Source organism: Paraflavitalea soli (genome assembly GCF_003555545.1).
GTDB classification, from domain to species: Bacteria; Bacteroidota; Bacteroidia; order Chitinophagales; family Chitinophagaceae; genus Paraflavitalea; species Paraflavitalea soli.
The window spans coordinates 3713232-3728613 of record NZ_CP032157.1 but is presented as its reverse complement, the minus strand read 5'-3'; the positions used below and the strand labels follow the sequence as shown (position 1 = coordinate 3728613).

Here is a 15382-nt window from a genome sequence, read left to right as displayed (position 1 = left end):
AATAGCTCTTTCTGTGCTGGTGGGGCTCTCCGTAATGCTTTTTAGCGTTGACTTTGACGGATATGTGGACCTGAATTGACATCATCATCGTCCCACCTCTTTTTTATAATGACTATTAAATATACCAAGTCCTTTGAACAGTTCCATTGACCTATGAAAGTTAAACCGGTTCCTTTAAAGGCACTAATCATGCACAAGCCCCCGATTACCTGGCGGGCTTGTGTCATTTAAGGCTTTAGTAGCTTGCATCTTTCTATTCGTCAGGAGGTTATAGGTAGGATGGGATAGCTCAGATGAGCGAAAAAAGGTCAGTATTCCAGTCTGAACCAGCCATTGTGATAAAAATATACCACAAAGAGGGAATTTTTTTTATTTGAAAAAGTCTCTATTTTTATACCGGATTAAATAATTCCCCCTGAATCGATCCAACCGTAGTATACCCCATCCATGTTTAATGTAGCGTCCGTTGGCATGGAATAGATCAGCATTCACTCAGCCTGTAGTAGCATTGATATCTTCCTGCGGTTTGCACCTTTCTCCGCAGATAATGGATCCTATTGGATAATGACCTGCCATGCATACCCGGTAGACACTTATACCTTTTAGCACCTGCACTGTTTTGTGCTGGTAATACTGTCACTGCCATATGGCAGTGAGATGACTTGTATTCTCTTGTATTATCTATAACCTTTAAAATACATCTTCCTGCTTATGAATAAACTTTACCAAGTTTGCCTCCTGGTATTGCTGGCTGGCAGCACCAGTCAGGTAACAGCGCAGACGATCAAGCCTTTTGTCTTCAATGTCGCCGGTGGCTATTACAACGATCCTTCCTCCTATTTTCGCTTTGAATGGAGCATTGGTGAAATGACAATGATCGAGTCACTGGCCCCTGCCGACAGCATGATCCTCCTCACCCATGGACTGTTGCAGCCACTTACAGAAATTGTAGGCAAGTCAAATCTCTCCCTCATTTTTGGTTCCGGCGAATACCGCCTCTTTCCCAATCCCACACCAGGAAAATTTGAACTCGACTTCTTCGTAAGGGAAAGCGGCTTTTTGGAAATACAATTAACAGATAATAACGGCGCTATCCTGGAGCGGCGCGAAGTTGATTATAACAACTGTTGCCGCATCCATTACTTCGACCTGTCGCGCTATCCAGCCGGCACCTATTATGTGGTGGCCCGCTTATCTCCCGACAGAACCCGCAGCGACAACCAATCCGTTATCAGGCGCAGCGCCTTCAGGGTTGTTAAAATAGACAACAAATAGCACCAGCATCTCTCTAACCACAAAACAAATCAAACTATGAAGCGATTTTTATGCATACTCCTTGTATTGCAGTTGATAACGATCATTACTATAGGCCAGGCCCCTGGCATGCTAAACTATCAGGGCGTAGCCCGCAATTCCGTTGGTAACGTTTTACCCAATAAAGCCATTAAACTGCGTTTGAGTATCCGCGAAGGATCGGCACAGGGCGCTATTGTGTATTCTGAAACAAGATCAGTGACAACCAACGCCGTTGGTTTATTTAATGTACAGGTGGGAAGCCCGGGTGCCAGTAACGTAACCGGCACCGTGGTTGGTGTCAACTGGGGAGGAGGCGCTAAATTTATGCAGGTGGAAGTAGACCCGGCAAATGGGACCGCATTTACCTCCATTGGTGCATCCCAGTTGTTGTCAGTACCCTACGCTTTGTATGCTACCGGCGGAGCGCCAACAGGCCCTGCAGGTGGCGACCTTAGCGGTACTTATCCCAATCCGGCCATCGCTGCCAATGCGGTAGGGAATGCTAAAATTGCCAATAATGCAGTGACCACTACCAAGGTGGCCGATGCTAATATCACGACTGCTAAATTAGCCGATGGGGCTGTGACTACCCCTAAACTGGCTGATGGATCGGTTACCCAAATTAAAATAGGGCCCGGTGTAACCCTGCCTCCCAGTGGGCCGGCAGGTGGCGATCTTACAGGTACCTATCCCAATCCTACCATCGCTGCCAATGCAGTCGTAACAGCTAAAATTGCCAACAACGCAGTAACAACCGCCAAAGTAATGGATGCCAATATTACTACAGCCAAGCTGGCTGATGGCTCCGTCACTACTTCCAAACTCGCCGACAATGCAGTGACTACTGCTAAAGTAGTTGACGCCAATATCACCACAGCCAAGCTGGCTGATGGCTCAGTTACAACTCCAAAGATCGCCGACAATGCAGTGACTACTGCCAAGGTAATGGATGCCAATATTACCACAGCCAAGCTGGCTGATGGCTCCGTTACGACTCCTAAGATCGCTGACAATGCAGTAACAACTGCCAAGGTAATGGATGCTAATATTACTACTGCCAAGCTGACTGATGGTTCCGTTACTACACCGAAGCTCGCCGACAATGCAGTAACCACTGCCAAAGTAGTGGATGCGAATATTACTACTGCAAAACTAGCAGACGATGCAGTGACTACGGCTAAAGTAGTAGATGCAAACATTACAACAGCAAAACTGGCAGATGCTTCTATAACACAAATTAAGATAGCTCCCGGTGTGACCCTGCCGCCCAGTGGTCCTGCGGGTGGCGACCTGAGTGGCAATTACCCCAATCCCGGCGTGGCAAAGCTCCAGAATGTAGCCGTATCAGCTGCGGTACCGGCAGCCGGACAGGTCTTAAAGTTTGATGGTGTTAACTGGGCTCCCGCTGCCATTGGCGGCGGTGGCTTCACCCTGCCCTATGTTACAACAGAGAACAGTGCAGCTACATTATTTTCCATCACCAACGATGGCGACGGCACATCTGTAGAAGGTGTGAACAATACTACTACCAGTAATATCAGTGCTGTACGGGGTATCGTATCTTCTACTTCTCCGGGTGGCTTTTCTTCAGCCGTACGCGGTATTAATAATGGTACCGGTGGACTGGGTGTAGGGGTATACGGATCGCAGGCCGGTTCGGGTTGGGGCGTATATGGCACTACCCCTAACGGTTTGGGTGTTTACGGAAATGCTACGGCCAATGGTTATGGGGTATATGCCAACAGTAATACCGGAACTGGTTTGAATGCTACTTCCAACAATGGCATTCCTGCCAACATATCTATTTTCAATAATGCCAATAACAATAGCGTACTGGTTGCCAATACGGTGGGTAATGGTACCGTGATCAATGTAACTACAACAGGCAATGGGGCAGGGGTAAGAAGCTCCACTGGTGCAGGATTTGCCGTGCATGGGATTTCAAGTCAACAAACTTCGGCAGGTGTAGTGGGCGACAACAACGGCGGTGGTGAAGCCGTTGTGGGCCGTACCACCAGTGATATAGCAGGCGCCGTAGTAGGTCGCAATGATGGCGGCGGTTATGGTGTACGAGGTTTTATAGCCACCAATACCAGTAATACCGGTATAGGTGTACTCGGACAGGTTGGCCTCAATAACAGCACCGGACGTGCCGGCCGGTTTGAAAACTTCAATCAGACCAATACCGAAGCCAATATCCTGGAGGTAGCATCCAACAGCAATGGTAACATCCCAGACAATACACTCGGTAATGCTTCCTCCTTCTTCCTCGACAATACCAACAGCGTAGGTGCTGCAGTAAGAGCGGAGGTAAATACCATCTTCGGCAACTTCGGTGCTGCGGGTGTATTTGGTATTTCTTCCGGAACTGGTGGTCGTGCAGGTCTCTTCTATGCATCCAACCCGGCCGGTAATGGTGCCTCACTGATAGCCCTGACAGATGGCAACGGTAATGCCATCACCGCCAATGCCGGTAAAGACGGAAATGGTGTAGAGACCAATATTGATGGAGCAGGCAATGCGCTGTATGCATGGGTTCCCACCTTCTCTACCGGCCGTGCCGGACGCTTTGAAATCTTCAATGAAAACAATACCAACGAGGTGATCACCGTGAAAACAGTAGGTAATGGTACGGCCGGTAATTTCAAGGTAGATCGTACTACAGGTACCTCTCCGGCAGTAAAAGGGGAGGTAAATTCCATGTTCGCCAACTTTGGTACGGCAGGTATATACGGCCAGTCATCTGGTACAGGTGGTTATGCAGGTCTGTTCTATTCTTCCAATCCTGCTGGCAACGGCCCGGCCGTACTGGCCCTCACAGAAGGTACCGGCAATGGCATCACCGCCAATGCCGGTGGTACAGGCGATGGCGTAGAAGCCTCCTGCGATGGTAGTGGAAATGCTATCTCTGGGTTCATACCCAACTTTGGCACGGGTAAAGCTGGCCGCTTCGCCAACTTCAACAATGCGAACTCTCAGCCTGTTGTACACGTTACCACCACTGGTACGGGAAATACCCTGCTCATTAATCACCAGGGTGCTTCGGGAAGTGTTGCGGTATTTCAGAGCGCATCTGTCAACGTAGCCCGCATCAACAAAGCAGGCAGAGGATTCTTCAACGGCGGTACACAGAACAGTGGCGCCGATATTGCAGAAGCATTTGATGTTACAGGCACTACTACTCAATACGAACCGGGCGATGTACTGGTGATAGCTACCGACAAAGACAGGGCTGTTGAAAAATCTGCCGGTGCTTACTCTACGCTCGTGGCAGGTGTATATGCTACCAAACCCGGCGTATTGCTCACGGAAGAAGACATCGACAGCGATCTCGTAGGCAAAGTGCCCATGGGCGTTGTAGGTGTCATTCCTACCAAAGTATGTATGGAGGGTGGCGCCATCAAAAGAGGCGACCTCATCGTTACCTCCTCCCTCAGCGGCGTAGCTATGAAAGCCGATCCCGATAAAGTAAAGATCGGCCAGGTAATAGGCAAAGCCCTGCAAGATTACAACACCCAGGGTATAGGTAAGATCAATGTATTGGTAAGCATTAAATAATCGCTAAAAACAACAAGTATGACATTCAAACATCAATATAAAGTACTGATCGTAATGATGCTGTTGCTGGCCCACGCCTGCATTGCCAATGCCCAGGATGAGGAGAAAAAAAATACCGGCGAAAGTCTTGGAAAACAGTACCGCGACAACCGCGTACCCGGCTTAAAATATGCACCTGAGCAACCAAAGGCGCAAAAAAGGGCCACCATTGCGGAACAACAGGAGAACCACAGCGAAAGCAGCGGCATGCAACTGAAAAAAGGAACCATCAAAGGAATGCGTTTTGCCCCCGGAGCCGGTTCTGCAAGGAGTTCATCAGCCGCCCGTAGTTTGGCCAGAACACAGCCTGCCAGCGGTACATTGCCCAGCGATCAAAAAGCTGTTAACCTGCCGCCGGCGCCTGTTAAAATAGCTCCTGTGCCTACCCAGGATGGCGGTACCGTGCCAAAGGAAGTGAAGCAAGCTCCTGCCGGCACAGCACCTGCTCCTGTACCAGCTGGCACGCCTGCAACAGAGAAGAAAAAGCAAGCTCTCCGGAAGAACCTCAACTAAAAATGTAAGCAGCTACTCTCTAATAAGAAGAGGTGATACCTTTCGTTTACCACGAAAACGAAAGGTATCACCTCTTCACTTTTTATTATATCTTCAAAGGGATACTTCTGTTCTATACCACTTCCATCCAGGTATGGTCTGCCAATAATTTCACAGCCGCTACAAAACGTTTATAAGGACCAGCCCCGCCGCCCCATTCCCGCGGACTTACCAGCGATAAGAGGTGACTGCTATCACTCTTCTCATACAGGTAATACGTTTGCCCGATCACCGGGGCAAAATTGAGCTTGGCTGTATAGATGATCAATGATAGTTCTTTGCGCTTTTGAATTTCCTGCGCCTGCAAGGCCAGCAACTCAATTTGCTTGCGAATTTGCCCCAACTGCATATTCGTTTGCTCTTCCATAGCAGTAAGCGCTTTGTGACGGATCACCCCCTCCTCTGTTGGCTTGATGAGCGCACCCGATACAGAAGAAGAGTAGGGCAGTACACTCATCTGTTTGTGATAGTATTCTATATTGGTGTACTCCCGTTGCGCTGGCGTCCATCCCTTCTGGGTGATCTTGAGGTACCCATTGGGCATCAACTCATGCACCACCTGCAATACAGGTTTACTATTCTTATAGAACTGCGTTTCAAACGTAATACCATCAATAAAAGTGGCTTTGCTGCTGTCTGCTATCTCCGGGTTTTCAAAACTATGCTCCTGCCCATCCGGCACCAATTGGTATTTGGACTCAAAAGCCTGGTTCTCGATCGTTACCCAGTTCATGCTCACCGATAATAGCCGCTCATTCTCCACCGCTTCCATCTTATAGATGCCCGACCTTGGGCGCTCTCCAAACTCGTACACCCCTTTCTCGGGAAACAACTGCCAGCTGGCAAGGAAGTTATATGCTTGTACCATGCACCAAAAATATAAAACCTGCCAGTAAAAACCTGACAGGTCTTGCCTGACACTGTGCTGAGTAAGATCTGTCAGGTTTCAGCAAGAGAACTTGAATTATCAACGACCATTGCCGACTGCCGATTGCTGAGTAACAGCTTGTCCCGTCACAGCGGGAGCTGCCGACTGCCGACTGCCGATTCACGATTGCCGACTGCCGACTGCCGACTGCTGATTGCCGTCATTGCAGATACAACGCTTCAAAGCTGGCCAGCAGGTCCTGCCCTTTCAGCAATTCAAGCTTTGTGCCTGTAATGCGGTAATGACTGGTCGTATTGAGTGCCTGGAAAAGCTTGTTCTCTGTTTCCATACCTTCCTGGCAAAACATTTTGGTGCTTCCTATGCCCGTAAAACTGAGCGAAGAGCCACTGGTGCTATAACCTCCAAAATAATTGTTACATCCCGCAAAACCTTTGATACGGCCTGTGTCCAGTTGCAGGAATACATCCTTGGATAATCGGGGCAATCCATTGGGCAGGCTGCTGAGCCCTGTCAGTTTCCAGCGCGTATTCGTAAGCGTACTGTTGGCTGTTCCATCTTTGGAAGGCCTGTTTTTAGGCGCACAACCTGCCAGCATGCCAATAATAGCCAGTAATAATAATGCCTTTTGCATAATGTATGTTTTGTTCGGTGAATAGATGCTGCTTCCGCAACCGGTACACACCACGGCAAAGGGATTAACAATTTATTAGGGGCATAAAAAAAGCTTCTGCTCAGGGTAGGGCAGAAGCTGGGGATGATTTTAGTTGGAATAGCGATTAAGCTGCGTCAAATACTACGAGCAAAGCGTACACAACACCAGGGATCCAGAAGATCAGCGTAAGAATAAGGCTGATCCAGAATTTACTGTTGATAGCGCCTTCTTTCAGGTAAACAGCCAGTGGGGGCAGCAAAATTGCCAGGATTGCCAGCAATACCTGGTCTGTTTCCGCTTCCCTGCCGGCTTTTTTATCAGCCTTGTACTGCTTAAACATCTTTTTAGCCTCCTTCAGGCGCGACCTTCTTTCGCTGCGGGGAAGACTCTTGAAATCTTTCATCGCAGCTTTTACAGCAGCCGGATCGGGTTCAGAAGATGCAGGAGCAGTAGCCGGTACAGGCTCAGATGTGGTAGCAGCCATGCTGGCAGGAATCACTGTACTGATCATGATCAACAATGCAAATAAGTGGATAGTAAGTCTTTTCATAGTGATTAATTTTGGCATTTAATGCGGTGAAATTAACATATATTTCTGATTTTCAACCATCATTTTGGTTAATGAGCCGTAAAGCGTAACGGGTACTTCCCAATTTCAACGATTATATTTCCACTAAGTCGCCGGCGACACTTGCAGAACAAAGCTTTTATAACTATCTTTCCTTATATCTCTAAAACCACCCAACCCTGATACGCTTCTATAAATTCAATCCTTCGAAATTGTCCGCCGTCCAACCATTGGGCCAGGCTTTGCTGCACTATTGGGATTTCATCAAATCCGTGGGCATTACCAGTTCCATGGAGGAGTATGAAAAGCGCAGGTTGAGTATTTTTAATCAGTTAAACATCTTCAGCATGGTGGCTGGCCTGGTACTGACCCTGGCCGGACTTTTTAGTAAAGACCATTTACCACCCCTCGTATGGTATGTTGTGTGTTCCCCCCTGGCTATTGGCATCATTATCTTGTGGCTTACCCATGAACAATATTACGAGGCTTCCCGCCTGGTTTATTTCAGCGTATATCCCATTGTCACCTGCCTGGTATACCTGGGCAAGGTAGATGCAGGCGTATCCCTGTTCTTCATCCTTTATGGAGTAATGGCCGTGTTCTTTTTACAGAAATTTACCAGTATCATATTTGCCTTCTGCTGGTCCGCCGCCTGTTATATACTGGCCACCGTTGTACCGCATGATTATTACTTCAGGCTGGCTTCCGTCAATTACTGGCTATATGTATTCCATCATATCACAGCATTGGGCTTTATCTTCTATACATTATTCCTGATCAAAAAGGAAAATGCCGATTATCAATTCAGCCTCATGGGTAAAAGCAGGGAATTGCACCGGCGCAACCTGGAAATAGGAAAGCAGAAACAGGAGATTGCTGAAAAAGCAACCTTGCTGGAGCAGCAAACGCGGGAGTTGACAGAACTGAACCAGGTAAAGAACAAACTGTTCTCTGTCATCGCCCACGACCTCAAAACCCCCATGTATGCCTTGCGCAACCTGTTTTACAATATGCAACGGTATAAATTATCATCGCAGGAGATATTGGAAATGGTGCCAGGTATTGCTACTGAAATGAACTATACCACCAGCCTGATGGAAAACCTGTTGCAATGGGCCAAAACACAGATGAAACATGCCACCGTGAACCCCGAAGTACTGGATGTGCAAAGGATGGTAATAGAGGTCTTGCAGCTGTTGCAATTACAGGCAGAGAATAAACAGGTATACCTGGAGTCGCAGTTGGATGAACCAATATATTGCTATGCAGACAGGGAAATGGTGAACCTGGTGCTGCGCAATCTGTTGTCCAACGCCATTAAATTCACACCTAAACATGGAACCGTATACGTTGGTGCCACTGAAAGATCCCGGCAAATAGAGATCTTTGTACAGGATACCGGTATTGGTATGAGCCACGAGAACATGCAACGTATCTTTGGAGACAACTACTTTACTACCAAAGGTACCAACCACGAGACCGGCACCGGCCTGGGTCTCAAATTATGCAAGGAATTCCTGGAAAAAAATGGTGGCGACATTACCGTGCAGAGCGAGCCTGGCAAGGGAAGTACCTTCTCTTTTACCCTGCCACGGTATGATAACCAGGTAGCCTAGGCGGATGACACCTGATGTTAAAGAATAGCCTTCACCCCCAATCCATAATATTTTCTGTTGCCGCTGATCTTAAAGTCTTTGTCCTGTTTGGGATTCCTGCAATCCGCATAAAGTTCCAATCCCTTGGTGCCCTTCAGGTTGAGCTGATAACCTACATACACATTTTGCAGCGACAGCGCATCTACCTTGCTATCTCCGGGAATGGTAGGCAACTGATCGGGATTGAAATAATAAAGTAGGTCTAAGCCTGCTGTAAACCTATCCCAGGAAAATCGGTTCACCCATCCCCCTGTCCAGGAGGCTTTATCACTATTAAGATCGCCCACTACATTATGGTTCGTATAAAATCCCAGGTCTTTATCAGTCTTGCTTTTTATGCTGGTAGCATTGATGCCCGTAAGCCAGTAGATCGAATGCTTATTGATTAGCGTAGCATTGATAGCTAAGTGGTGGGTGCTTGAAATGATATCAGGATAGATGATCCGGTAGCTGGTGGCGATCTGTTGGTATACTTCGGCCGTAAAATTCCGCCGCTCAAAAAAGTAATTCACAGTCAGTAAATTATTGAGTATACCCAGCCGGGTGCCCGTTTGCCATATCCAGAAGGAGTTGTCGGGAGGAAAACCTGCATAAACGGGAAGGCCCGGTGTTGGTCCGAAGAAGGCAAAGGAGGTGACCGCAGCAGCATTCTCCAGGCTTGGCGATAGATCACCCAAATTGTCTGCCTGCGCTATAGAACCAAAGAATTTCAGGCTGGTCGGATTGGCAGCATTGGCCAGTCTCAACACATCAACACTGGTGGTGACAAAGGGTAGTGCTTTCCTTATTTTTTGTCCATATGTTTTGGATAGATTGGCTACCAGGCCGCCCTGTATATTGAAACTGTTTTTATAATACAGGTTGAGAGAAGGCGTGAGTAAATAGATCCTTCCTTCCTGGTTGAAAGAAGAGGTATTGATAGATGTAACATTGCCATTAGTAGTAGATGCCTGGTAATAGTCATTGTTATTCTTCAGGTAACGGAACATCATATTCACAGATGGCTCCACCGACCAGTTATTGCCCAGGGAACCATGATAACTCAACTGGTCCATCAGCAATACTTGTTTGAGGGTGAGAGTAGATTGCTGTTCCTGCGCATACTTGTTGGTCGGGCTATAGATTGTTTCTGATTCGTTCTTGCCTTTTACCCTGGAAGAGCCATAGCTGGCCGTAAATTCATTGGTAAAACCGCCTCCCAACCTCGACCGCAGACCAATGGTAGGGTTAAACAGCGTTTGTTTAATATGTTCTTTGCTACGACTGGTCAAATTATTCGGAGGTAAATTGATGCCATAACTCCTGTCGTAATCGGAGACCTGAGGCGTGGCATTTACGCGGATCGTGAGGTCATGCGCACTTCCCAGTTTGGCAGCAAACCAGCCATTGATACGGAAGCGGTCCGAATTAGTAGGAATGTTCGTCTTGTTACCCGGGTTTTTGGTGACAGGAATTACATCCCGGAGATAATTGGCCGATACACCATATTGAATCTTTTCTCCTTTCTGGTAGGCAGCGATTTGATATTGATGGAAAAAGTTCGTTTCCGATTTAGGATTAGTCCCACCTGAAATTGGCACATTATCCCCTCTTACGAGGAAGCTTTGACCGGCAACCATCATACCTTGCTTATCCTTTCCTCCTTTCCGGGTAGTTATTAATGCCATTTGTTGCTGACGGGTGGCTCCGCTTGCCTGTATCAGCGCATTTTGTACCAGCGTCACTTCCTCGATATCATAAACACTGTATGCGTTTACATCATTGACCACAATGCCATCTATGACATAAACCACACTGGTCCTGTTGGTATAATAGCCATATGACCAGGCATTGATCGCCTCATACAAACTGGTAAATGGCATCTTCTCCAGCTGTTCACCTTTGATCGTAATGGATTGCGTAAAATCTTTTTTGAGCTTTATTCTTCCCAGGTTAAGATCAGTAACAGAGGTATCGGTTTGCGAGAAGCTGCTGAAGGAAATACAGATTGCTATAGCAATCGTTAGTAAGGGTTTGGGCGTATAATGCATGCTTGGGTAGCGTTTAGGGTAGAAAGATAGTAGAATCTGGCAGCTACACAAAGCCGGGAATGTTAAAATTAGGCGTATAAATGACAAAGGCTATGATCACAGTATGTTAAACTGTTACCATAGCCTTTGCGCTATTATAATAGCAGAAAGTATTATTTGAATATCCTGCCAAAGAAATCCTGCATGTCTTTCCAGGAGGCAGTATCTGCCGCCGGGTTGTATTTAATAGGCATATTAAAGCGTTGTCCCGTTGCAGTAGCTCCCGGGTTGGTAAAGGCATGCGTAGCATCGGCGTATGCTTTAAAAGTATAATCCGCGCCAATAGAATCCATTTGCTTCTTGAAGCCATCTACCTGTTCCTGCGGAACAAAACTATCCGCTAAGCCATGGCACACGAGTATTTTGGCCTTCAGTAACTTCTTATCAGCAGGCACGCCACGCAGGTCGCCATGAAAGCTTACCACACCATTGAGCGGTGCCCCCATCTTGGCGGCATTCAATACGATCGATCCGCCAAAGCAATAACCAATGGCAGCTATCTTGGTCGTATCCGCCTGCGGATAGCTCTTCAAAATATTCAGGGCAGCCATGAAGCGGGAAGCAGCCAGCCCGGGGTTCGTATAAAATGGGGTGGCCAGTTTTCCGGCGAGAGAAGGACTATCCGCTACCATACCATTGCCATATATGTCCGCCACTAGCGCGATATACCCTAGTTTGGCCAGTTCCCGGGCCCTCATTTTGGGATAATCAGTCATTCCCCACCATTCCGGTATCACCAGCACCGCAGGCCTGGGCTGGCTATTGGCCTGGTTATAGGCCACGAACCCTACCAGCTTAGCCGTATCGGCCGTATAGTTCACATTTTCTTCTTTCAGCACCACCGAATCAGCCTTGGGTGTGTTCGTACCAGCGGCCGGCTGGTCACTACAGCCAGTCATAAAACCATTGATTGCCAGCATTACAACGAATAAAGAGACATATTTCATAGTTGAAACGATTTTGATGGTTAAATCCACTTTTTGCGGCTCCAAGTTCGTGCAAAAGTTAAATATCCCCGTTAATTTATCCCGGATTAGTCAATACTTAACCATAATTATTATGCCTGCTTTCCCGTTGCGGGCCAAATAAACTATCCTTATCTTTGCGCCCTTATGACACAAGAATCAATCAAGGCTATGAGGGACCGTGTAGTGGTCCTGAGGAGGTTTCTTTGACGTCGATAACAGACGTGATAAGATAAACCAGGATAAACAATTGTCTTTATCTCCCGGTTTCTGGGACGATAACAAGCGTGCTACCGAGATTCTCAAGAACATCAAGCTGAATGAATACTGGGTAAAACTGTATGAGCAATCGGAAGCTTCTGTAGAGGATTTTGCCGTGCTTTTCGACTTTTGGAAAGCCGCAGAAGCCTCTGAGGAAGAGACCCGGGAAGCTTATCAGAAATCCCTGCAACAGCTGGAAGAGGCAGAGTTCAAGAGCACCCTCAATCAACCCGAAGATGAACTGCCCGGCGTATTGCAGATCAACAGCGGCGCCGGCGGTACAGAAAGCCAGGACTGGGCAGAAATGCTCGCCCGGATGTACCGGATGTATGGGGAAAAACAGGGCTGGTCTGTGACCGAGCTTGACTGGCAGGATGGGGATGGGGCAGGCGTTAAGAGCGCTACCCTGCAGTTTGACGGGCCTTTTGCCTACGGCTTCCTGAAAGCCGAAAGCGGGGTACACCGGCTCGTGCGTATCTCACCTTTCGACAGCAATGCCCGCCGGCATACTTCCTTTGCCTCCGTGTATGTGTATCCCCTGGTAGATGACAGCATCGAGGTGGCCGTTAACCCTGCCGACCTCGAATGGGAGTTTTACCGGAGTGGTGGTAAGGGTGGTCAGAACGTAAACAAGGTTGAAACCGCTGTAAGGCTGAAGCATATTCCCAGCGGCATCATCGTTGAATGCCAGAAAGCCCGTACCCAGGGCGAGAACCGTGAAATGGCTTTGCAGATGTTGAAGAGCCGCCTGTATGAAGAGGAAATGCGCAAACGGGAAGCCCTGAAGAATGCCGCTAATGCCAACAAAAAGAAGATCGAGTGGGGGAGCCAGATCAGAAGTTATGTATTCCATCCCTATAAGATGATCAAGGATCACCGGACCGATTTTGAGGTCGGTAATGTACAGCCTGTGATGGATGGAGAGCTCGACGGATTCATCAAGGCATACCTTATGATGGAGAAAGAAACACAGAGTTAATTCATGATAATCTACTATAATAAACTACGTGAACTATGAGCTTAGGTTATTTTTCCTATCCGATGCCTGTCAATGAACCAGTGCTTAATTATGCACCCGGTTCGGCTGAAAAGAAAAGATTGAAAGAAGTGTTGGCCGAATTGAAAGGCCAGGAGGCAGACATACCCATGTATATAGGTGGAAAAGAAATACGTACCGGCAATAAAGCAGCCATCCATCCCCCCCATGAAATAGCCCATACCCTCGGGTATTTTCACCAGGGTGAAGAACAGCATATCAAACAGGCTATCGATGCAGCCCTCGCTGCCAAAGAAAGCTGGGCAGCCATGAGCTGGGAAAACCGTGCTAATATATTCCTGAAAGCAGCCGACCTGATAGCTACCAAATACCGTCCGTATATGAACGGTACTACCATGTTGGGCCAAAGTAAAAATGCTTACCAGGCAGAGATCGACAGCGCCTGCGAGATCATAGACTTCCTGCGGTTCAACGTTCACTTTTTAAGTGAGATTTATAAACAACAGCCCATCAGTGGTCCTGGTATTCACAACAGGCTCGAATTTCGCCCCCTGGAAGGGTTTGTACTTGCCATAACACCTTTCAACTTCACCGCCATTGGTGGCAACCTTCCTACCTCTGCAGCCATGTGCGGCAATGTGGTAGTATGGAAACCCGCTAATACCCAGGTATACTCTGCACAGATGTTTATGCGTATCATGCAGGAAGCAGGTTTGCCCGATGGTGTTATCAACCTGATATACGTCGACGGTCCTACACTCGGAAAAGTATGTTTTGGTCACCGCGACTTTGCAGGCGTACACTTTACCGGTTCTACAGGCGTATTCAACAACATGTGGGAGACCATTGGAAAGAACATGGCTTCTTACCGGTCTTACCCAAGAATTGTAGGAGAGACCGGGGGTAAGGACTTTGTTGTTGCCCACAAAAGCGCCCTTCCCGATGCCGTAGTTACTGCCCTGCTCCGTGGTGCTTTTGAGTTCCAGGGCCAGAAGTGTTCAGCCGCTTCACGTGCTTATATTCCTTCCAATATAGCTGCCGAGGTAAAGCAAAAGCTGATCGATGGTGTAAAGAGTTTTAAGGTAGGTACCGTAGAAAACTTTACCAATTTTGTAAATGCGGTGATCGATGAAAAGAGCTTTGATAAGATCAAGTCCTATATCGACAACGCAAAGGCTGATAAGAAAGCTGAAATATGGGTAGGAGGTGATTGCGATAAATCAAAAGGTTACTTTATTCAGCCTACTGTGATAGAGGCCAAAGATCCCCAATACGTGACCATGTGCGAAGAGATCTTCGGACCTGTATTGACGGTATATGTATACGATGCAGAGAAGTATACGGAGACCCTCGACCTGGTTAACAATACTTCTCCCTATGCCCTTACCGGTTCTATCATTGCGCAAGACAGGGCAGCAGTAGAGCAAGCCACCAATCAACTACGCAATGCGGCGGGTAACTTTTATATCAATGACAAGCCCACCGGTGCAGTGGTTGGTCAGCAACCTTTCGGTGGAGCCCGTGCGTCCGGTACCAATGATAAGGCAGGTTCCATTCTGAACCTCTATCGTTGGTTAAGCGCCAGGACCATTAAAGAAACTTTTAATCCTCCAACAGATTATCATTATCCCTTCCTGGCAGAAGCATAACTGTCCGGTTTTGATACACATTTGATAAATATTAAATAAGCTGTACTGATGAAGTGCAGCTTTTTCTTTTGTGGCCTCCCTGAAAACCGGTAGAAGTCAACTGCACGCGTTATTGAAATAAAACATATTTCATTTTAGCTATGTGATATTTTTTTTGCGGTTATACAAACTTGTTTATTTTTATTATAATATTGTCATTATCAATAGCAATTTTGTTTAACCCTAACCAGCA

Annotated in this window: 11 protein-coding genes; 6 read left to right on the top strand and 5 right to left on the bottom strand. The window is 47.4% G+C overall.

The genetic code is table 11. The features are described from left to right. Window positions 1-711: 711 nt before the first annotated feature. Genes D3H65_RS13595 through D3H65_RS13585 form a run of 3 tightly spaced genes read left to right on the top strand, consistent with a single transcriptional unit; the run spans window position 712 to window position 5406 of the window. Complete coding sequence (locus tag D3H65_RS13595) at window positions 712-1275, top strand: T9SS type A sorting domain-containing protein (RefSeq protein WP_119050837.1); 564 nt, start codon at window positions 712-714, stop codon at window positions 1273-1275. A 36-nt stretch (window positions 1276-1311) separates the two neighbouring features. Then, window positions 1312-4854, top strand: a complete 3543-nt coding sequence (locus D3H65_RS33180) for a beta strand repeat-containing protein (protein ID WP_211345676.1) — start codon at window positions 1312-1314, stop codon at window positions 4852-4854. 18 nt (window positions 4855-4872) lie between these two features. Further along, window positions 4873-5406, top strand: a complete 534-nt coding sequence (locus D3H65_RS13585) for a hypothetical protein (protein ID WP_119050836.1) — start codon at window positions 4873-4875, stop codon at window positions 5404-5406. A 112-nt stretch (window positions 5407-5518) separates the two neighbouring features. Here the strand turns inward: D3H65_RS13585 and D3H65_RS33175 are convergent, their stop codons facing one another. The 3 genes from D3H65_RS33175 to D3H65_RS33170 form a co-directional block, all read right to left on the bottom strand. Continuing rightward, a complete protein-coding gene (locus D3H65_RS33175) occupies window positions 5519-6313 on the bottom strand; it encodes a DUF2452 domain-containing protein (RefSeq protein WP_211345675.1) in 795 nt (264 codons plus the stop codon). 220 nt (window positions 6314-6533) lie between these two features. Continuing rightward, entirely contained in the window at window positions 6534-6965 is a 432-nt protein-coding gene (locus D3H65_RS13570) for an META domain-containing protein (RefSeq protein ID WP_119050835.1), read from the bottom strand. A 145-nt stretch (window positions 6966-7110) separates the two neighbouring features. Further along, a complete protein-coding gene (locus D3H65_RS33170; protein WP_211345674.1) occupies window positions 7111-7536 on the bottom strand; it encodes a YqaE/Pmp3 family membrane protein in 426 nt (141 codons plus the stop codon). A gap of 230 nt (window positions 7537-7766) precedes the next feature. Between D3H65_RS33170 and D3H65_RS13555 the strand changes: the two genes are divergently transcribed. Then, entirely contained in the window at window positions 7767-9170 is a 1404-nt protein-coding gene (locus D3H65_RS13555; protein ID WP_162915617.1) for a sensor histidine kinase, read from the top strand. Window positions 9171-9187: 17 nt separating this feature from the next. Here D3H65_RS13555 and D3H65_RS13550 read toward each other — a convergent pair whose 3' ends face one another. Further along, window positions 9188-11239 (bottom strand): hypothetical protein, encoded by a 2052-nt coding sequence (locus D3H65_RS13550; protein ID WP_119050832.1) that lies wholly within the window; start codon window positions 11237-11239, stop codon window positions 9188-9190. A 152-nt stretch (window positions 11240-11391) separates the two neighbouring features. Continuing rightward, entirely contained in the window at window positions 11392-12225 is an 834-nt protein-coding gene (locus D3H65_RS13545; protein WP_245999741.1) for a dienelactone hydrolase family protein, read from the bottom strand. A 165-nt stretch (window positions 12226-12390) separates the two neighbouring features. On the opposite strand from D3H65_RS13545, the gene prfB reads away from it, so the two are divergent. Together prfB and pruA are read left to right on the top strand one after the other, a co-directional pair. After that, a protein-coding gene (gene prfB, locus D3H65_RS13540; protein ID WP_394341593.1) for a peptide chain release factor 2 occupies window positions 12391-13483 on the top strand; the annotation gives its coding sequence in 2 pieces (ribosomal slippage) (window positions 12391-12450 and window positions 12452-13483; 1092 coding nt in all). Window positions 13484-13518: 35 nt separating this feature from the next. Next, window positions 13519-15150 carry an L-glutamate gamma-semialdehyde dehydrogenase gene (gene pruA / locus D3H65_RS13535; RefSeq protein ID WP_119050830.1) on the top strand — a complete coding sequence of 544 codons (1632 nt, stop codon included), beginning with the start codon at window positions 13519-13521 and terminating at the stop codon, window positions 15148-15150. The last annotated feature ends 232 nt before the right edge of the window (window positions 15151-15382 follow it).

Bases quoted from the DNA above. Each gene is read 5' to 3' on its own strand.
- D3H65_RS13595 (WP_119050837.1), top strand. From the start codon at position 712: ATGAATAAACTTTACCAAGTTTGCCTCCTGGTATTGCTGGCTGGCAGC.
- D3H65_RS33180 (WP_211345676.1), top strand. From the start codon at position 1,312: ATGAAGCGATTTTTATGCATACTCCTTGTATTGCAGTTGATAACGATC.
- D3H65_RS13585 (WP_119050836.1), top strand. From the start codon at position 4,873: ATGACATTCAAACATCAATATAAAGTACTGATCGTAATGATGCTGTTG.
- D3H65_RS33175 (WP_211345675.1), bottom strand. From the start codon at position 6,313: ATGGTACAAGCATATAACTTCCTTGCCAGCTGGCAGTTGTTTCCCGAG.
- D3H65_RS13570 (WP_119050835.1), bottom strand. From the start codon at position 6,965: ATGCAAAAGGCATTATTATTACTGGCTATTATTGGCATGCTGGCAGGT.
- D3H65_RS33170 (WP_211345674.1), bottom strand. From the start codon at position 7,536: ATGAAAAGACTTACTATCCACTTATTTGCATTGTTGATCATGATCAGT.
- D3H65_RS13550 (WP_119050832.1), bottom strand. From the start codon at position 11,239: ATGCATTATACGCCCAAACCCTTACTAACGATTGCTATAGCAATCTGT.
- D3H65_RS13545 (WP_245999741.1), bottom strand. From the start codon at position 12,225: ATGAAATATGTCTCTTTATTCGTTGTAATGCTGGCAATCAATGGTTTT.
- pruA (WP_119050830.1), top strand. From the start codon at position 13,519: ATGAGCTTAGGTTATTTTTCCTATCCGATGCCTGTCAATGAACCAGTG.